Raw genomic sequence first — 17,527 nt, 5'->3', positions numbered from 1 at the left:
GCCAGTTCGTTTAAAAAAACGTGCGTGTCCACCTTGTTGGCCGGTATCCGGGCTCGCGGAACTGCTTTCATCGCCTTCCCAAACGCGTGTTCAAAACGCTCAGTGGCTCATGATGAAAACTGAAAGAGACCCTGACTTGCTCAGTGCACTGCATTCGTCCGTTTACCGTTGCGGGGGCAGCGCAGGTTAAAAGTCGCAGCGCTTGGCAAACCGGTTGTACGGCGCTCATGACGTTGACTTCCCCCTGCTTCCCGTTGAACTGCAGCATGTGAACCATGCGGCGAGCACCAACAGCGGGCATTCTACGCGGCAAAATACGCCTGACCCTACAATCGCAAATGCCATGCTGAACCAACACCCAATCGATCCCATCGACCAAATTACCGAACGCGTAGAGCAGCTTTTGCTGCGCTACGAGCAATTGCAGCGCACCAACGCCCAGCTGCTCGAACAGGTCACAGCCTTGTCGCACGAGCGGGACTCGCTCAGGTCCCGTCTCAGTGCGGCCCGTGCCCGCGTGGATGCCCTGATCGAACGCCTGCCCGAAACCACCGACTCCGTTGTCAACCCCTTTGTGGACCCTGCGCGATGAAACAGCTAGAAGTGCAAATCATGGGCCAGAACTACATGCTGGGCTGCCCGGAAAACAGCGAAGCGCGTCTGCGTGAAGCGGTTGAAACCGTCGATTCGGCCATGTGCAAGATCCGTGATGCCGCCAAGGTGAAGGCACGTGATCGGATTGCCGTCTTGGCGGCACTGAATCTGGCTTATCAATTGCTGGAGCCTGCGCCCCCCATGCCTGAGCGTGTCTTGCAGAATCCAGACCCGCTGTCCGATGCCGCTGATGGGGTGAGCGGTGCGTCCCGCGCGCAACTGCAGTCATTGCTTCAAAAACTGGATGCCGCGCTGGCCAGCCAGAATTTGGCAGCGTGACCTTTTCGGTCAGTCCTGCGGCCATCGAATCGCCGTATGGGCCTACAATTGACTTGTCTGCGGTGCGCGCCGGGCTTTATATTTCCTTGAACCAATGCTCCACGAGCACGGGCTTGGTAAATTGTCAAACAGGCGTGATCGTCTCGCGTCAGACGAACCCGAAGTTTGACTGCCCTCGCCCACCTGAACCCCGGTTCAGGATGACGGTCCGGTGGCATTCGCAGACACCTAATTTTTTTAACAAGACTTCTCGTTTCAGGCACTGCCGCTGTGACCCGAATACGGCGGCCGTCCTGTTTCACCAACGTTTGCTGCCTCGATGATTCTCGAACCTTTGCTGATCGCTGAACTGGCCGTGCTTGGCGTGGGAACCGGCTTCCTGGCTGGCTTGCTGGGCATTGGCGGTGGCATGCTGATGGTGCCGTTCCTCACCATCATCCTGGCCAATCGCGGGGTTTCGGCAGACCTGGCAGTGAAAATGGCCATAGCCACCTCGATGGCAACTATTATTTTCACGTCACTTTCAAGCGTGAGGGCGCACCACAAGCGCGGCGCCGTGCGTTGGGACATCGTCAGGCGACTGGCGCCCGGCATCGTGGCGGGCAGCATCATTGGCAGCCTGGGCGTGTTTTCACTGCTCAAAGGATCTTACCTGGCGATTTTCTTTGGCGTATTCGTGAGTTTTTCAGCCACCCAAATGTTTCTGGACAAAAAACCCAAAGCTACGCGCCAGATGCCAGGGACGGGTGGTCAGTTGGCCGCTGGAGGCATCATCGGCTTTTTGTCTGGACTGGTCGGCGCAGGCGGTGGATTTATCAGTGTGCCCTTCATGACATGGTGCAATGTTCGCATCCACAATGCCGTCGCCACCTCTGCGGCGCTGGGTTTTCCGATTGCCCTGGCCAATGTGCTGGGCTATGTCATCAGCGGACAAACCGTGCAGAACCTGCCGGCAAACTCCCTGGGCTACATCTGGCTGCCAGCGCTGGCTGTTGTTGCCACGTGCAGTTTCCTCACTGCACCACTGGGCGCCAAGTCAGCGCACAATATTCCGGTCGGCAAACTCAAGCGGGTATTTGCCAGTATCCTGTATTTACTGGCAGCCTACATGCTGTACAAAGGGCTGAGCAGCTTGAACTGAGGTTTGCATACCTTTATTCATTCGTCGGTGACGCAATGACGACCATGCCGTCTTCATCGGCATACAGCCAGTCTCCCGGATATATCCACACCCCCTGAACCTGGACGGCTATGTCCCGTTGCCCCTGCTGCTTTTTTTCAGTGGGCAGTGGCATGGCAGCGAGCGCACAAATTCCGATGTCGCACTGCGCAAGCTCGACAACATCACGCACGCAGCCGTCCACCACGATGCCCACCCAGCCGTTTTTAGCCGCTGCAGCGCCCAGGTTACCGCCAACCAGCGCGCGGCGAAGTGAAGCGCCGCCGTCAATCACCAGCACCCGGCCTTCCCCGGGGGAATCCACTGCATCCTTGACCAGTGAATTGTCTTCAAAGCACTTAACAGTCGACACAGGTCCGCTAAAACGGGCAAGTCCCCCAAAGTTTTTGAACACGGGCAGCATCACCCGGAATTGGCCCGAGACGTCGTTTTTATGAATATCGCAAAGATCAGAGGTTGCGAATGCAGGGGAAGGTATGGGGGTCATTTCGACTTCACCTTAAAAAAATGTTGAAAAATTTTCCGTATGTCCATGCCGCCGTATTCGGTTGACTTCGATACTCAGGCATTGATTTTTTGATTTTCATGGGTAAATCTTCCAAACGAAGCCGGAAATAAAGTGTTTTCCCGCTTTCAAACATGATTTTCTCCAGTAGCATGCGTTAAGCCACGGAGAAGTTGTTCTTCGGATGGCGATCTGTCCACTGTCTAGAAGGAATCAATCATGGCAACTGCACCAAAAGCGCCAGCAAAAAAAGCGGCTCCAGAAAAAACTGTCGCTGCAAAAAAAGCGGCACCTGCCAAAACGGCTGCCGCCAAAAAAGCCGGCCCGGCCAAAGAGGCTGCAACGGCCAAATCAGCAGAAAAGAAAGTCGCTGTGCCTGCCAAGAAGCGCACACCAAATCCAGCTTTCATGAAGGCGCTGACCTTGAGCCCCGAGTTGTCCGCAGTGGTCGGCGACAAGCCCTTGCCGCGTACTGAAATTGTGAGCAAATTGTGGGTCTACATCAAGGCCAACAATTTGCAGGACCAGGCGAACAAACGCATGATCAATGCAGACACGAAACTGCTTGCTGTTTTCGGCAAGCCACAAGTGTCCATGTTTGAAATGGCCGGCCTGATTGGCAAGCACGTCAAGTAAACGTCTACACACCAGCCATCCTAAAAGCCGCAATTCAGCGGCTTTTTTCATGCCTGTTTTTTGGGTTGCCAATAGGTGCCGACGCCGATCCGGCTGATTGCTTGCGCAGCTAGGGTAAACAAGGAGAAATGACGCACCAAAATCGGTCGGGACAGAAAATTATTGGCTAAGATTAAAAAAAGACTTGCGCATTTATTGCTACATTGCAATTGCTTCAGGTTAAGTTCAAGCGTTCTGGCACTGAAAAAATGTTGCCTGTCGAGCCAGCTGCAGTTTGTCCTTATATTCAATCATTTGCTGGCCCTGTCCCCCACGAACCAGACCAGTAGTTTTTCAAATCCATGCTGCGCTTTATTTTCACCCGCCTGAGCCTGATCATTCCTACCTTCCTGGGCATGACATTGCTGGCTTTTTTCCTGATCCGCATGGTGCCGGGAGACCCGATTGAAACCATGGCGGGCGAGCGCGGCATTGATCCGGCGCGCCATGCCCAATTACTCAAGGAGTTCGGCCTCGACAAGCCGGTGCTGGTGCAGTACGGCATCTATATCGGCCGGGTGCTCGAGGGAGACCTCGGCAAGTCGCTGATCACCCAGGAACCGGTCCTCAGCGAATTCATGACGCTGTTTCCGGCCACCATTGAACTGGCCGTCTGCGCCATTCTTTTCGCGCTGCTGATCGGCATTCCGGCCGGGATTCTTGCGGCTGTCAAGCGAAACTCCATCCTTGACCACGGCGTGATGGGCATTTCCCTGACGGGTTATTCAATGCCGATTTTCTGGTGGGGGTTGCTGCTGATCCTGCTTTTTTCAGTCCAGCTGGGATGGACGCCGGTGTCGGGCCGCATGTCCGTACAGTACTACATTGAGCCAACCACAGGTTTCCTGCTGATCGACTCGCTCCTGTCAGACGACAAGGGCGCCTTCTGGTCGGCGGCTTCGCACCTGATTTTGCCGACGATTGTGCTGGGTACCAATCCGCTGGCCGTCATTGCGCGCATGACGCGCTCGGCCATGCTTGAAGTGCTGGGTGAGGACTACATCCGTACTGCGCGCGCCAAGGGCCTGTCCAACCTGCGCGTGGTGGCCGTTCATGCCCTGCGCAACGCCTTGATTCCGGTGGTCACCGTGATAGGACTGCAGGTCGGCGTGCTGTTCACTGGCGCCATCCTGACCGAAACAATTTTTTCATGGCCCGGTGTCGGAAAATGGCTAATTGAAGCCATCAGCCGGCGCGACTACCCGGTGCTGCAGGGCGGCATCCTGCTGCTGGGCGCCATTGTCATGGCGGTCAACCTGCTGGTGGACATCACCTACGGCATCATCAATCCCCGCATCAGGCACCAGCGATGAGCACGGTTATTTTGAAAACGAAGCTTTCCAGCGGACCCGCCCCGGTCCATCCCTTGCGCGAATTCTGGAGCTATTTCAGCGCCAACCGTGGTGCCGTGATGGGTTTGGTTGTTGTCGTGACGGTGCTGCTGGTGGCCTTGTTTGCCCCGTGGCTGGCACCGCATTCCCCCAACATCACAGACAGCACTGTTTTCCTGCAGCCCCCCGCCTGGCAAGTGGGCGGCTCCTGGTCCTACCCCCTGGGCACCGACGCCATTGGCAGAGACATCCTGTCTCGCCTGATGTACGGCGCGCGGCTGTCGCTGGTCATCGGCCTGGCTGTGGTGGCGATATCGGTGGTGGTGGGCACCGTGCTGGGTCTGCTGGCCGGATTTTTCCGGGGTGTTTTTGAAATTGCCATCATGCGGCTAATGGACATCATCCTGACCCTGCCCAGTCTGTTGCTGGCCATTGTCATCGTCGCCATTCTGGGCCCCGGCCTGATGAATGCGATGCTGGCGGTGGCCATCGTGGTGTTGCCGCATTACGTGCGTATTACACGCGCAGCAGTTATTGCCGAAACATCCCGAGACTACGTCACCGCAGCCCGCATGAGCGGCGCGGGCCGGATGCGGCTGATGTTCAGCGAAATTTTGCCGAATTGCGCTGCGCCGCTGATCGTGCAGGCGTCACTTGGTGTTTCCACTGCCATTCTTGACGCTGCGGCGCTTGGCTTCCTGGGTTTGGGGGCGCAACCACCTTCACCCGAATGGGGCACCATGCTGGCGGATGCCCGTGAATTCGTGCTGCGCGCCTGGTGGGTCGTGACCTTTCCCGGGCTGGCCATCCTGATCACCGTTCTGGCCTTCAATTTGCTGGGCGACGGACTGCGCGATGCGTTCGACCCCAAACTCAAACGATGAATAAGATCTATATACACCCGATAGACCTCTTCGCAAGTAACAGCACGGAGAAGGCCTTGCCGGGCCGCAGGTGTTGTCCCCAGCGCGGGGATCCGGCTACACGCAGTGAGCCGAGAAGGGGCAGGATTTAAACATGGCTCTGCTTGAAATAGAAAACCTGTCCGTCGAGTTTCCCTCGCAAAACGGCGTGATGCATGCGGTGGACGGCGTCAGCCTGTCGCTGGAAGAAGGCGAAGTCCTGGGCATCGTCGGCGAATCCGGCTCCGGCAAAAGCGTTACCATGATGGCCCTCATGGGCTTGGTGGCCTTTCCAGGCCGGGTGCGCGCCGACAAGTTGCGTTTTGCCGGCCACGACCTGTTTTCACTGTCGGATGGCGAGCGCAGCAAGCTCACCGGCAAGGACGTGGCGATGATTTTCCAGGACCCGACCACCAGCCTGAACCCGTGCTTTACCGTCGGCTTCCAGATCACGGAGACGCTGCGCCTGCATCTGGGCCTGGACCGCAAGGCCGCCACACGCCAGGCCATCGAGCTGCTGGAGCAGGTTGGCATTCCAGCGCCCGAAAGTCGGCTCAAGGCGTATCCGCACCAGCTGTCAGGCGGCATGAACCAGCGCGTGATGATTGCCATGGCGATTGCCTGCAATCCGCGCTTGTTGATTGCCGACGAGCCGACCACCGCCCTCGACGTGACCATCCAGGCGCAAATCCTTGATCTGCTGCGCAGCCTGCAAAAGGAACGTGGCATGGCGCTGGTGCTGATCACCCACAACATGGGCGTTGTGTCCGAGATGGCGCAGCGCGTGGCCGTCATGTATGCCGGCCAGATCATGGAAGAGCAAAGCGCCCACGCCTTGTTCAACAGTCCCCAGCATCCCTACACCGAAGCATTGCTGGCCGCGCTGCCCGAGCGCAGCGATGGCAACAGCCGGCTGGCGACTATTCCCGGCATGGTGCCCGGCCTCTACGACCGGCCAACCGGCTGCCTGTTTGCACCGCGCTGCGCCTACGCCACCGAGCATTCGCGAACCGTGCGCCCGGCGCTGCGCGCCTGGCAGGACGGCATGGTGCGCTGCCACTATCCGCTGGGCGACCCCGGCAGGGAAGCGGCCATGGCGCACGACAACCCCATGCCGGAAACCGCACGATGAGGAGCCCAGCCCCAGTGACCGCGCCCGTGGTCGAAGCCAAAAACCTCAAGCGCGTCTATGAAATCCGGCGTGGCTTCATGGCCAGGCCCGATCTGCTTCAGGCTGTCGGCGGCGTGTCGTTCACCGTCCACGCCGGCAAGACGCTGGCTGTGGTCGGTGAATCGGGCTGCGGAAAATCAACGCTGGCGCGCATGGTGTCGCTGATTGAAACCCCAAGCAGTGGCGAACTCAGCATCACCGGCGTCGATGCGGTGCACGGTTCAGACGAACAGCACTTGAAGCTTCGCAAGGCGGTTCAACTGGTGTTCCAGAACCCCTACGGATCGCTCAACCCGCGAAAGAAAATCGGTGCCATTCTGGAAGCACCGCTTGAAATCAATACGCCCCTGACGGCGCCCGAGCGGGCCGAAAAAGCGCAGGCCATGCTGGCACTGGTCGGCCTTCGGCCCGAGCATTACGACCGTTATCCGCACATGTTTTCCGGCGGTCAGCGCCAGCGTGTCGCCATTGCCCGCGCGCTGATGCTGAACCCGGCGCTGGTGGTGGCCGACGAGCCGGTGTCGGCGCTGGACGTGTCGATTCAGGCGCAGGTGCTCAACCTGCTGGCCGACCTGCAGCAGTCGATGGGGCTGGCGTATCTCTTCATCTCGCATGACCTGGGCGTCGTGCGCCACATCGCCCACGACGTACTGGTGATGTACCTGGGCCATGCCGTCGAACAGGGCGAGAAAAACACGCTGTTCGCACAACCGCTGCATCCCTACACCCAGGCTTTGCTGGCTTCGACCCCCAGCCTGGCCGGCAGCAGCGTCATCAAGCACCGCATCGTGCTCAAGGGCGAACTGCCTTCGCCTCTCAATCCACCCAAAGGCTGCGTGTTTTCCACCCGTTGTCCGCATGTGACCGAACGCTGCCGTGCCGAAAGACCGGAGCTTCGCGATGTTGCCGGCCGGCGCGTTGCCTGCCACTATGCCGAAAATTTTATGGTTGCGTGAACTCAGGAACAACACCTTGCCCTCTTTGTTGCGAACCCTTTTCGAATGACCAGCAAGCACACGCCAAGCGTGTGGGAAGTCTGGCCGCCAGCCCGCTGCGATGCAGCACCAACCTCGAAGGAAGTCGTCAGATGAAACAGACCCTCACCCCTGCCAGCCGGCTGCGTCCCCTGAAGCGCACTCTGATTTGCGCGCTGGCTCTGCCCGCATTGCTGGCGCTTTCGCCGGTATCGGCCAAAACCCTGGTGTTTTGCTCCGAAGGCAGCCCGGAAAACTTTTATCCCGGCGTGAACACCACGGGCACGTCCTTTGATGCCAATGACCCCATCTATAACCGCATCGTCGAGTTTGAGCGTGGCGGCACCACTGTGGTGCCAGGGTTGGCCGAAAAGTGGGACATCTCGGCCGACGGCAAGGAATACACCTTTCATCTGCGCAAAGGCGTGAAATGGCATAACACGAGCAAAAGCTTCAAGCCCACGCGCGACTTCAATGCCGACGATGTGCTGTTCATGTTCGAGCGTCAGTGGAAGGAAGACAACGCTTTTTTCAGGGTCACCAGCCCCAACCACTCCTATTTCAGCGACATGGGCATGCCCAAGCTGCTGACATCGGTACAAAAGGTTGATGACTACACCATCAAGATTACGCTGAACAAGCCTGAAGCGCCTTTCCTGGCCAATCTGGCAATGCCTTATGCGGCTGTCCAGTCGAAGGAATATGCCGATGCCATGTTGAAAGCCGGCACACCGGAAAAGATCGACCAGGACCCTATCGGCACAGGCCCTTTCTCGCTGCTTCAGTACCAGAAGGATGCCGTCATCCGCTACAAGGCGTTTCCCCAGCATTGGGCCGGCAAGGCCAAGATTGACGACCTGATTTACTCGATCACGCCCGATGCGTCGGTGCGCTGGGCCAAGTTGCAAAAAGGCGAATGCCACGTCATGCCCTACCCCAACCCGGCTGACCTGGAGGCGATTCGCAAGGATCCGAACGTGCAGGTTCTGGAGCAACCAGGACTCAACGTCGGCTACCTGGCTTACAACACCACTAAAAAGCCGTTTGACGACGTGCGCGTGCGCAAGGCCATCAACATGGCAATCAATAAAAAGGCCATTGTGGACGGCGTGTATCTGGGAACCGGAATCGTCGCAAAGAATCCGATTCCGCCAACGATGTGGTCCTATAACGACGCCATCAAGGATGACGAGTACAACCCTGAAGCTGCCAAGAAATTGCTGGCGGCAGCCGGCTACCCGGACGGATTCACCACTGATTTATGGGCCATGCCGGTGCAGCGCCCGTACAACCCGAATGCCAAACGGATTGCCGAGCTGATGCAGGCTGATCTGGTCAAGGTCGGCGTCAAGGCTGAAATCAAGAGCTTTGAATGGGGCGAATACCGCAAGCGGATGCAGGCCGGCGAGCATCAGATGGGCATGCTGGGCTGGACCGGCGACAACGGCGATCCGGACAACTTTTTGTACACACTGCTGGGCTGCGCTTCGGCGCAGTCGGTCAGCGGAAGCAACATTGCCAAGTTTTGCTACCAGCCGTATGAAGATATTGTGCTGAAGGCCAAAACCGTGACCAGCATGGCCGAACGCACCAAGCTGTACCAGCAGGCGCAGGTAATTTTCAAAGAGCAGGCACCCTGGTTCACCATTGCCCATGCTGTGCAGATCAAACCAGTCCGCAAAAACGTCATTGACTTCAAGAACTCGCCGTTTGGCCGGCATAACTTCTACGGCGTCGACATCAAGGAATAAGCAGCCTGGCCTGCCTGCAAGGGTCCGCCACCTACCATGCCAGTCAGCGATCAACTGACCGGCATTTTTATTTTATTAGTAGTAATTTATGGCATTTGCGCATACTGGTATTGCTTTAGCAGCTACATCTTTCATAGCATTGACGTTCAACCCCAGACCATCGAGCGCATGGAGATCGAGCCGCCCTGGAAGCTGGTGTTAAAAAACCGCATCGGTTCGCGCGCATCAACCGCACCGGCCGCATACAGCAATGGCAAGTAATGCTCATGGGTCGGATGGGCCATGCTGGCCAGTGAACCCAGCTTCTGAAAATTGGGCAAGGCATCCAGATTGCCTTGCTGAAGTTGCCCGCCTATGGTCTGGTCGAACTCCAGCGCCCAGTCAAAAGCCTGGTTGCCGCTGGCGCCGCGCTGCATCTGGCGCAGGTTGTGCACGATGTTGCCGCTGGCCACAATCAACACGCCCCGGTCACGCAGCGCCTTGAGCTGCTTGGCCAGGGCGTAATGGTCTTCGGGCGCGCGTCCGTAGTCCATGCTGAGCTGGATCACCGGAATGTCGGCGTCGGGAAACATTGGCTTGAGCACTGACCAGGCGCCATGGTCCAGACCCCATTCACCAGTATCAAGCCCCAGCGGCGCCGACGCACGCTGCCGGACCAGCACGCTGATGGCGCGCGCCGCATCTGGATCGCCGGGTGCAGGGTATTGCTGGTCAAACAGTTCCTGCGGAAATCCGCCAAAGTCATGAATGGTCTTGGGTTGCGCCATGGCGGTGAGCCACCAGCCTTGCGTCAGCCAGTGGGCCGAAATGCACAGGATCAGTTGCGGTCGGGGCAGTTCTGTGCCAAACCGGGCACCCAGGGCCTGCCAGCTTCGCCGGTATTCGTTGTCGCCAATGGCATTCATTGGACTGCCATGCCCAATGAACATGACCGGCAATCTGTCAGATTTTTTCAGCGACGGCAAGCTGTCAAGGGAATGGGCATTTAGCGGGTTGAGCATGTTTGTCCTCTGGAAATGATGAAGTAGAAAGTCTTGCTCAGTAGATTGCTACAAAATTGATATTTTGGCGAAGAGTTCCTTCAAAGCTTGGCGAGCTTTTCCGATACCGCAAACCAACTCTTCTTGTTTTTATAAGAAATTTTCTCTAGCATAGAGTTCCATCAAAGACTTGGTCTCAATACCTAAAATGAGGTATTCTGTTTTTATAAATTTGTTATTTTTTGTTAGAAATTGGCAATTATCCCTAGTTGACAAGTAGCTTCGACTGTTATATTGCACTGCAACATATTTGGTTTTTTAAAATTTTTCATAAAAAAGGTTCCTCCCGATGCTGTACAAACTCTATGAATCCCAGCGCACGTTGATGGAGCCGTTTGTTGACTTTGCGCAGGCAGCGGCAAAGCTCTATACCAGCCCTTTGTCACCCCTTGGTAAAACTCCGCTGTCCCAGCGTGTCTCGGCCGGCTACAGCCTCATGTACCGGCTTGGCAAAGACTACGAAAAGCCATCGTTCGACATCCATCAGGTGGATGTTGACAAGCAAGGTGTAAGTTTGGCGATCCATGAGCGCATCGAAGTTGACAAACCTTTTTGCGAGCTGCGCCGATTCAAGCGGTTCACAGATGATTCTGACACGCTCACGCAACTCAAAGACCAGCCAGCCGTGCTGGTGGTCGCGCCCTTGTCGGGCCATTACTCCACTCTGCTGCGTGACACAGTCAAGACCATGCTCAAAGACCACAAGGTCTACATCACCGACTGGAAAAATGCACGTGATGTGCCGCTGTCCGAAGGCGCTTTCCACCTCGACGACTATGTGAACTATGTGCAGGAATTCATTCGCCATCTGCAAGGCAAATACGGCAATTGCCATGTCATCAGCGTTTGCCAACCCACCGTGCCTGTATTCGCGGCGATTTCGCTGATGGCATCCCGCGGAGAAAAAACCCCGCTGTCCATGATCATGATGGGCGGCCCGATTGATGCACGCCTGTGTCCCACATCGGTTAACAACCTGGCGACGACCAAGCCCTACGAGTGGTTTGAAAACAATGTGATCTATGCCGTGCCTGGAAACTTTGCTGGCAAGGGACGACGTGTCTACCCCGGCTTCCTGCAGCATACCGGTTTTGTGGCCATGAACCCCGACCGCCATGCCACCAGTCACTATGACTTCTTCAAGAATTTGATCAAGGGCGACGACGTCAGCACAGATGCGCATCGCAAGTTCTATGATGAGTACAACGCTGTTCTTGATATGGACGCCGACTATTATCTTGAAACCATCAAAACGGTTTTCCAGGATTTCAAACTCGTCAATGGCACCTGGGACGTAATGTCCACTGAAGGTAATCTTGAGCGCGTCAAACCGGGCGACATTAAAACTACGGCCGTGATGACCGTGGAAGGCGAACTGGACGATATTTCCGGCTCCGGCCAGACCCGCGCGGCGCTTGACATGTGCAGTGGCGTGGCAGCAGGCCAAAAGGTCCATCTGGAAGCCGAAGGCGCTGGCCATTACGGTATTTTCAGCGGTCGACGCTGGCGTGACGTGGTCTATCCAGCGGTAAAAAGCTTCATTCTCCAACATAACGAGCCACTCGCACACATTGGAAAAGCGCCAGTAGCAGCTAAAAAAGCAGCTAAGCCGGTGAATCAGCCAACACTGGAAACTCCTTCAACACTCAAGACATCAACGACCTTGGTCGCCGCTGAAGCTGAGAAACAAGCTGCCAAGCGCGGCACCAAGACTGCAACCACAACACCCGGGCTTAAATCAAAAGTGGCGGCTGCGGAATCACCGGCAAAAGAGATTCCGAACGGCGCAGAAAAACCTCCAGTGGGCAAGCCTGTGCTGATGGCCGTCAAAAATACAGCGAACAAGCCGGAATTTGTTTCCAAGAACAACCCGACTGCAGAGGCACAGACTACGACCATGCCGGATGCAACCGTGGCCTCGGCCCCGGATTCAGGGGTCAAAGCATCAACCGACACGCCTATTCCTCCGGAAAAATCAGCTGCATGAGAAAGCTTGGCGCGGTCCAACATGTGACAGCGCCTTAAAAGCGGTTTGACAACCAGTGGGACAATAGGTTGTGACGCCAACCTATCCCAACACTCTGTTTGACCGCATCAATTCAGCACTCCCCCAGACGCAATGCACGCGCTGTGGCTACATAGATTGCGCGGCCTACGCGCAAGCCATTGTTTCAGACCAAGCGGCCATCAACCAGTGTCCGCCCGGCGGAATCGAAGGAATAAGGCGCCTGTCAGCCATAACAGCCTTGCCGGTGCTGCCGCTGAATCCCCTGAATGGACTGGAAGGGCCGCGTTCCGTTGCTTTCATCGATGAAGACTGGTGCATCGGTTGCACCTTGTGCATCAAGGCCTGTCCAGTGGATGCAATCGTCGGCAGCAACAAAATGATGCATACCGTGATTGAGCCCGTCTGCACGGGATGCGAGTTATGCCTGCCGGTTTGCCCTGTCGACTGCATCAAGCTGGAAGACGTCACCGGGACCCGCACAGGCTGGAATGCCTGGTCAGAGCCTCAAGCACAAGCCGCACATGCACGCCATGAAGTTCATAAGCATAGAAACAATCGGGACAAGCACAAAGTCTCTGAAATTTCTGAAGAAACAGCAGCTACGACGATGAAGCCGGCAAGCCAGCAGTCTGCCCGGACGCAGCCGGCTACCGACGAGGCTGAACGCAAACGCGCAATCATCAAGGCAGCACTGGAACGGTCACGCGCCCAGCGTGTGCCAAAGACATGAACTTTGGGTTGCGCGGAAAATACTTCCAGATTGAATCCTGGCATTGACATCAGTTGGCAACGAAATTCCTGCATACGACACAGTCAACAAACACTTCGCCCCTTTGGTTCAAAAAAGGCACTGAGAAATGCATGCGTGGCTTGGGACCTTCGACACGGAGTCGACTCTCTGCGGTTAACGCAACAGTCTGACGGAAAAATTCAACGCGGTGTCGTGACCAAGTCACTTTTCAGCGTTAGGTTTGTGCACTGAACGCGTTGATGACTTCTTCCGGAGCCTGGACCATTTCAATCAGCACGCCCTCGCCAGCGATCGGAAACTCTTCATTCGACTTGGGATGCAGGAAGCAGATGTCAAAACCCGCTGCCCCCTTACGGATGCCGCCCGGCGCAAAGCGAACGCCCTGCGCCGTGAGCCATTGCACTGCAGCGGGCAGGTCGTCAATCCACAAACCAACATGGTTGAGCGGCGTGGTGTGGACTGCCGGTTTTTTATCAATATCCACCGGCTGCATCAGGTCCACCTCAACCTTGAACGGGCCGGTGCCGATGCTGCAGATATCTTCATCGACATTCTCGCGTTCACTGACGAAGTTACCGGTGACCTCCAGCCCCAGCATATCGACCCACAACCGGCGAAGCCTGTCCTTGTGAGTGGCGCCAATGGCGATCTGCTGGATGCCCAGCACCTTGAACGGGCGCTTGTCAGCCGCCGCCATCATACAAACTCCACAATCGGCTGGTCCACGCTCAGCGACTCGCCCCTGGATGCCAGTACCTTGCCAACCACCCCGTCTGCCATGGCGAACAGCACGTTTTCCATCTTCATGGCCTCGATCACGGCCACGCGCTCGCCGGCCTGCACCTTTTGACCGACTTGCACCGACACCTCAGCCAACAAGCCAGGCATGGGCGAAAGCACAAAGCGACTCATGTCCGGCGGTGCCTTGAAAGGCATCAGCGCATGAAACCCGGCGGCACGCGGCGACAAGACCATGGCATCGAGCCGGGTGCCGTTGTGAATGATGCGTATCGCCAGTGGATTCTTGCCCACGCCACGTTCGACCTGCGCGGCAAACGGCTGCCCATTGACAGTGCCGCGAATGCGCGCACCGCCCAGATGCCAGCCGCTACATATTTCATAGCGCTTATCACCCGTCTGTACTGCGCTGGAGCCTGAAACGGCTTGATAATCCCGCACCACTGCAGGTTGCGCGGTGTTTTCACCGCTGTCGCCCAGGCCAATCACCACATACTCTTCGCCCACCGTGACGCCATGGCCCGGCAACTGGCCGCTGATGCCAGCAGCCCTCGCCAGGATGCGGCGATTCACATACGCAGCCAATGCCACCAAAAAGTCGGCATCTTCATGCGGCACGTCTTCGGCACGGAAACCGTTGGCGTAGTTTTCGGCAATGAAACCGGTGTTGAAGTCGCCGGCCACAAACTTCGGATGCGCAAGCAAGGCCGCCTGGAATGGAATGTTGCTGCTGACGCCGCGAATCACAAAGCTGTTCAGCGCCTCGCGCATCTTCGCAATGGCGTCATTGCGGTCAGTGCCGTGCACGATCAGCTTGGCAATCATCGAGTCATAGAACATCGGAATCTCGCCGCCGTCCTGCACGCCGGTATCGACCCGCACGCCGTGTAGGTGTTCGATGTCCGATGCAAACATCGTTTCCTTGGGTGGCTGAAAGCGCACCAGCCGGCCCGTGGAGGGCAAAAATCCCCGGAAAGGGTCTTCGGCATTGATGCGGCATTCAATCGCCCAGCCGTCGCGCTTGACCTGATCTTGCGTGAGCGGCAACGCTTCGCCAGCCGCCACGCGAATCATCAATTCCACCAGGTCCAGGCCGGTGATGCATTCAGTGACCGGATGCTCGACCTGCAAGCGAGTGTTCATTTCCAGGAAATAAAAGCTCTGGTCCTTGCCAACGACAAACTCGACCGTGCCGGCCGACTGGTAGTTCACGGCCTTGGCCAGTTGCACCGCCTGCTCGCCCATCGCCTTGCGCGTCTCGTCGCTGATGAAGGGCGATGGCGCTTCTTCGATCACCTTCTGGTGACGGCGCTGGATCGAGCACTCGCGTTCATTCAGGTAGATTACATTGCCATGGCTGTCGCCGATCAACTGGATTTCGATATGGCGCGGTTCCTCGACAAACTTCTCGATAAACACCCGGTCGTCGCCAAAGCTGTTACGCGCTTCGTTGCGGCAACTGGTGTAGCCCTCGAACGCTTCCTTGTCGTTGAAGGCGACACGCAAACCCTTGCCACCGCCGCCAGCGCTGGCCTTGATCATCACCGGGTAGCCGATACTCTGCGCAATTTCCACCGCTTTTTCAGCCGTTTCAATCGCGTCGTTGACGCCCGGAATGCAGTTCACGCCCGCAGCCCCTGCCAGCTTCTTGGATTCGATCTTGTCACCCATGGCGGCAATCGAATAATGCTTGGGGCCGATGAAAACAATGCCTTCTTCCTCCACCCGCTTGGCAAAGCCCGCATTTTCACTGAGGAAACCGTAGCCGGGATGCACCGCTTCGGCGCCAGTCTGCTTGCAGGCGGCAATGATTTTTTCGGCTTGCAGGTAGCTGTCACGGCTTGGCGCGGGCCCGATGTTGACGGCTTCATCGGCCAGTTCGACATGGCGGGCATCCTTGTCGGCGTCTGAATACACCGCCACCGTCTTGATTCCCATCTTGCGGGCGGTAAGAATAACCCGGCAGGCAATTTCGCCCCGGTTGGCGATCAGAATTTTGGTAAACATCGTATTTTTTCCTCGGGCGCTTAGAGTGGAATATTGCCGTGCTTGCGCCACGGATTTTCAAGCTTCTTGTCCTTGAGCATCACCAGCGAGCGGCAGATGCGCTTGCGGGTTTCGTGCGGCAGGATCACGTCGTCGATGAAGCCGCGCGCGCCGGCGACAAACGGATTGGCAAACCGTGCCTTGTATTCGGCTTCCTTGGCGGCGAGCTTGACCGGGTCGCCCTTGTCTTCGCGAAAGATGATCTCGACCGCGCCCTTGGCGCCCATGACGGCAATTTCGGCATTCGGCCAGGCAAAGTTCACGTCGCCGCGCAGGTGCTTGGAACTCATCACGTCATATGCGCCGCCGTAGGCCTTGCGGGTGATGACGGTGATTTTTGGCACCGTGCATTCGGCATAGGCATACAGCAGCTTGGCGCCATGCTTGATGATGCCGCCGTATTCCTGCGAGGTGCCGGGCATGAAGCCGGGCACATCGACAAAGGTAATGACCGGAATGTTGAAGGCATCGCAAAACCGCACAAAGCGTGCCGCCTTGATGGAGCTTTTGATGTCAAGGCAGCCGGCCAGCACCAAAGGCTGATTGGCGACAATGCCGACCGACTGTCCTTCCATGCGGGCAAAACCGATGATGATGTTCTTCGCGTACTCGGGCTGGATCTCGAAAAAGTCGCCATCGTCGACCGTCTTGGTGATGAGTTCCTTCATGTCGTACGCCTTGTTGGCGCTCAAGGGCACCAGCGTGTCCAGGCTCATGTCCATGCGGTTGGCCGGGTCGGCGCTGGGGCGCGTCGGCGCTTTTTCGCGGTTGTTCAGCGGCAGGTAGTTGTACAGGCGGCGCAGCATGATGAGCGCTTCGACATCGTTCTCGAACGCCAGGTCGGCCACGCCACTCCGGGTGGTGTGGGTGATGGCGCCGCCCAGTTCTTCGGCTGTTACTTCCTCATGCGTCACGGTCTTGACCACTTCGGGGCCGGTGACAAACATGTAGGACGAGTCCTTGACCATGAAAATGAAGTCGGTCATGGCCGGTGAATAGACCGCGCCGCCTGCTGAAGGCCCCATGATCATGCTGATCTGCGGAATCACGCCGCTGGCCATGACGTTGCGCTGGAACACGTCGGCATAACCGCCCAGCGACGCCACGCCTTCCTGAATGCGCGCCCCGCCCGAATCGTTCAGGCCGATCACCGGCGCGCCGACCTTCATCGCCTGGTCCATCACCTTGCAGATTTTTTCGGCATGGGCTTCGCTCAGGGCGCCGCCAAACACGGTGAAATCCTGGCTGAAGACAAACACCAGCCTGCCATTGATCATGCCGTAGCCAGTGACCACGCCGTCACCCGGAATCTTGTTGTCCTGCATGCCGAAGTCGCTGCAGCGGTGTTCGACAAACATGTCCCATTCCTCGAATGTGCCTTCGTCCAGCAATACGTCCAGACGCTCGCGCGCCGTCAGCTTGCCTTTTCCATGCTGCGCATCAATGCGCTTTTGGCCCCCGCCCAAGCGGGCCGCCGCGCGCTTTTTTTCCAATTGCTCAAGAATTTCCTGCATACATCGCT

General features: G+C 57.2%; 16 protein-coding genes, 1 other RNA gene and 1 riboswitch. Of the genes, 12 read left to right on the top strand and 5 right to left on the bottom strand.

Translation table 11 applies throughout. The annotated features are described in order from the left end of the window. Positions 1 to 20: 20 nt before the first annotated feature. Positions 21 to 307: riboswitch (cobalamin riboswitch) on the bottom strand. A gap of 36 nt (positions 308 to 343) precedes the next feature. The 4 genes from H4V98_RS11055 to H4V98_RS11040 all read left to right on the top strand — a co-directional run bounded on the left by H4V98_RS11055 (position 344) and on the right by H4V98_RS11040 (position 2,074). After that, positions 344 to 592, top strand: a complete 249-nt coding sequence (locus tag H4V98_RS11055; protein ID WP_196863204.1) for a cell division protein ZapB — start codon at positions 344 to 346, stop codon at positions 590 to 592. Further along, positions 589 to 933 (top strand): cell division protein ZapA, encoded by a 345-nt coding sequence (locus H4V98_RS11050; protein WP_196863205.1) that lies wholly within the window; start codon positions 589 to 591, stop codon positions 931 to 933. Before H4V98_RS11055 ends, H4V98_RS11050 begins: the two co-directional genes overlap by 4 nt. A 51-nt stretch (positions 934 to 984) precedes the next feature. Next, a non-coding RNA gene (gene ssrS / locus H4V98_RS11045) (6S RNA) lies at positions 985 to 1,164 on the top strand. Between the two features lie 88 nt (positions 1,165 to 1,252). Then, positions 1,253 to 2,074 carry a sulfite exporter TauE/SafE family protein gene (locus tag H4V98_RS11040; RefSeq protein ID WP_196863206.1) on the top strand — a complete coding sequence of 274 codons (822 nt, stop codon included), beginning with the start codon at positions 1,253 to 1,255 and terminating at the stop codon, positions 2,072 to 2,074. A gap of 13 nt (positions 2,075 to 2,087) precedes the next feature. On the opposite strand, the gene rraA is transcribed toward H4V98_RS11040, so the two are convergent. Continuing rightward, positions 2,088 to 2,600 carry a ribonuclease E activity regulator RraA gene (rraA, locus tag H4V98_RS11035; RefSeq protein ID WP_196863207.1) on the bottom strand — a complete coding sequence of 171 codons (513 nt, stop codon included), beginning with the start codon at positions 2,598 to 2,600 and terminating at the stop codon, positions 2,088 to 2,090. 237 nt (positions 2,601 to 2,837) lie between these two features. Here rraA and H4V98_RS11030 point away from each other — a divergent pair, with 237 nt between their 5' ends. The 6 genes from H4V98_RS11030 (at position 2,838) to H4V98_RS11005 (ending at position 9,422) form a co-directional block, all read left to right on the top strand. Beyond that, entirely contained in the window at positions 2,838 to 3,254 is a 417-nt protein-coding gene (locus tag H4V98_RS11030) for an SWIB/MDM2 domain-containing protein (protein ID WP_196863208.1), read from the top strand. 341 nt (positions 3,255 to 3,595) lie between these two features. After that, positions 3,596 to 4,606 (top strand): ABC transporter permease subunit, encoded by a 1,011-nt coding sequence (locus H4V98_RS11025; protein ID WP_196863209.1) that lies wholly within the window; start codon positions 3,596 to 3,598, stop codon positions 4,604 to 4,606. Next, positions 4,603 to 5,508, top strand: a complete 906-nt coding sequence (locus H4V98_RS11020; RefSeq protein ID WP_196863210.1) for an ABC transporter permease subunit — start codon at positions 4,603 to 4,605, stop codon at positions 5,506 to 5,508. The genes H4V98_RS11025 and H4V98_RS11020 overlap by 4 nt, the downstream gene beginning before the upstream one ends. A 133-nt stretch (positions 5,509 to 5,641) precedes the next feature. Beyond that, a complete protein-coding gene (locus tag H4V98_RS11015; protein WP_196863211.1) occupies positions 5,642 to 6,658 on the top strand; it encodes an ABC transporter ATP-binding protein in 1,017 nt (338 codons plus the stop codon). After that, positions 6,655 to 7,653, top strand: a complete 999-nt coding sequence (locus H4V98_RS11010) for a peptide ABC transporter ATP-binding protein (protein WP_196863212.1) — start codon at positions 6,655 to 6,657, stop codon at positions 7,651 to 7,653. Before H4V98_RS11015 ends, H4V98_RS11010 begins: the two co-directional genes overlap by 4 nt. Before the next feature lie 131 nt (positions 7,654 to 7,784). Further along, positions 7,785 to 9,422, top strand: a complete 1,638-nt coding sequence (locus H4V98_RS11005; RefSeq protein WP_280757504.1) for an ABC transporter substrate-binding protein — start codon at positions 7,785 to 7,787, stop codon at positions 9,420 to 9,422. 146 nt (positions 9,423 to 9,568) lie between these two features. On the opposite strand, the gene ygiD is transcribed toward H4V98_RS11005, so the two are convergent. Further along, complete coding sequence (gene ygiD / locus H4V98_RS11000; RefSeq protein ID WP_196863213.1) at positions 9,569 to 10,423, bottom strand: 4,5-DOPA dioxygenase extradiol; 855 nt, start codon at positions 10,421 to 10,423, stop codon at positions 9,569 to 9,571. Positions 10,424 to 10,751: 328 nt separating this feature from the next. On the opposite strand from ygiD, the gene phaZ reads away from it, so the two are divergent. Both phaZ and rsxB read left to right on the top strand, forming a co-directional pair. After that, entirely contained in the window at positions 10,752 to 12,449 is a 1,698-nt protein-coding gene (phaZ, locus tag H4V98_RS10995) for a polyhydroxyalkanoate depolymerase (RefSeq protein WP_280757503.1), read from the top strand. A 70-nt stretch (positions 12,450 to 12,519) separates the two neighbouring features. Further along, positions 12,520 to 13,200, top strand: a complete 681-nt coding sequence (gene rsxB / locus H4V98_RS10990; protein ID WP_348535223.1) for an electron transport complex subunit RsxB — start codon at positions 12,520 to 12,522, stop codon at positions 13,198 to 13,200. A gap of 235 nt (positions 13,201 to 13,435) precedes the next feature. Here rsxB and H4V98_RS10985 read toward each other — a convergent pair whose 3' ends face one another. The 3 genes from H4V98_RS10985 to H4V98_RS10975 are packed head-to-tail and all read right to left on the bottom strand — an operon-like array spanning position 13,436 to position 17,519. Beyond that, entirely contained in the window at positions 13,436 to 13,918 is a 483-nt protein-coding gene (locus H4V98_RS10985; RefSeq protein WP_196863302.1) for a VOC family protein, read from the bottom strand. Then, a complete protein-coding gene (locus H4V98_RS10980) occupies positions 13,918 to 15,966 on the bottom strand; it encodes an acetyl/propionyl/methylcrotonyl-CoA carboxylase subunit alpha (protein ID WP_196863215.1) in 2,049 nt (682 codons plus the stop codon). The genes H4V98_RS10985 and H4V98_RS10980 overlap by 1 nt, the downstream gene beginning before the upstream one ends. Positions 15,967 to 15,986: 20 nt before the next feature. Further along, positions 15,987 to 17,519 carry an acyl-CoA carboxylase subunit beta gene (locus H4V98_RS10975; protein ID WP_196863216.1) on the bottom strand — a complete coding sequence of 511 codons (1,533 nt, stop codon included), beginning with the start codon at positions 17,517 to 17,519 and terminating at the stop codon, positions 15,987 to 15,989. Positions 17,520 to 17,527 lie beyond the last annotated feature (8 nt).

This window comes from Polaromonas sp. CG_23.6, assembly GCF_029892315.1.
GTDB lineage: Bacteria > Pseudomonadota > Gammaproteobacteria > Burkholderiales > Burkholderiaceae_C > Polaromonas.
This window is presented reverse-complemented; position numbering and strand designations above follow the sequence as displayed.

Coding starts and splice junctions, on each gene's coding strand:
- H4V98_RS11055 (WP_196863204.1), top strand. CDS start 344: ATGCTGAACCAACACCCAATCGATCCCATCGACCAAATTACCGAACGC.
- H4V98_RS11050 (WP_196863205.1), top strand. CDS start 589: ATGAAACAGCTAGAAGTGCAAATCATGGGCCAGAACTACATGCTGGGC.
- H4V98_RS11040 (WP_196863206.1), top strand. CDS start 1,253: ATGATTCTCGAACCTTTGCTGATCGCTGAACTGGCCGTGCTTGGCGTG.
- rraA (WP_196863207.1), bottom strand. CDS start 2,600: ATGACCCCCATACCTTCCCCTGCATTCGCAACCTCTGATCTTTGCGAT.
- H4V98_RS11030 (WP_196863208.1), top strand. CDS start 2,838: ATGGCAACTGCACCAAAAGCGCCAGCAAAAAAAGCGGCTCCAGAAAAA.
- H4V98_RS11025 (WP_196863209.1), top strand. CDS start 3,596: ATGCTGCGCTTTATTTTCACCCGCCTGAGCCTGATCATTCCTACCTTC.
- H4V98_RS11020 (WP_196863210.1), top strand. CDS start 4,603: ATGAGCACGGTTATTTTGAAAACGAAGCTTTCCAGCGGACCCGCCCCG.
- H4V98_RS11015 (WP_196863211.1), top strand. CDS start 5,642: ATGGCTCTGCTTGAAATAGAAAACCTGTCCGTCGAGTTTCCCTCGCAA.
- H4V98_RS11010 (WP_196863212.1), top strand. CDS start 6,655: ATGAGGAGCCCAGCCCCAGTGACCGCGCCCGTGGTCGAAGCCAAAAAC.
- H4V98_RS11005 (WP_280757504.1), top strand. CDS start 7,785: ATGAAACAGACCCTCACCCCTGCCAGCCGGCTGCGTCCCCTGAAGCGC.
- ygiD (WP_196863213.1), bottom strand. CDS start 10,423: ATGCTCAACCCGCTAAATGCCCATTCCCTTGACAGCTTGCCGTCGCTG.
- phaZ (WP_280757503.1), top strand. CDS start 10,752: ATGCTGTACAAACTCTATGAATCCCAGCGCACGTTGATGGAGCCGTTT.
- H4V98_RS10985 (WP_196863302.1), bottom strand. CDS start 13,918: ATGGCGGCGGCTGACAAGCGCCCGTTCAAGGTGCTGGGCATCCAGCAG.
- H4V98_RS10980 (WP_196863215.1), bottom strand. CDS start 15,966: ATGTTTACCAAAATTCTGATCGCCAACCGGGGCGAAATTGCCTGCCGG.
- H4V98_RS10975 (WP_196863216.1), bottom strand. CDS start 17,519: ATGCAGGAAATTCTTGAGCAATTGGAAAAAAAGCGCGCGGCGGCCCGC.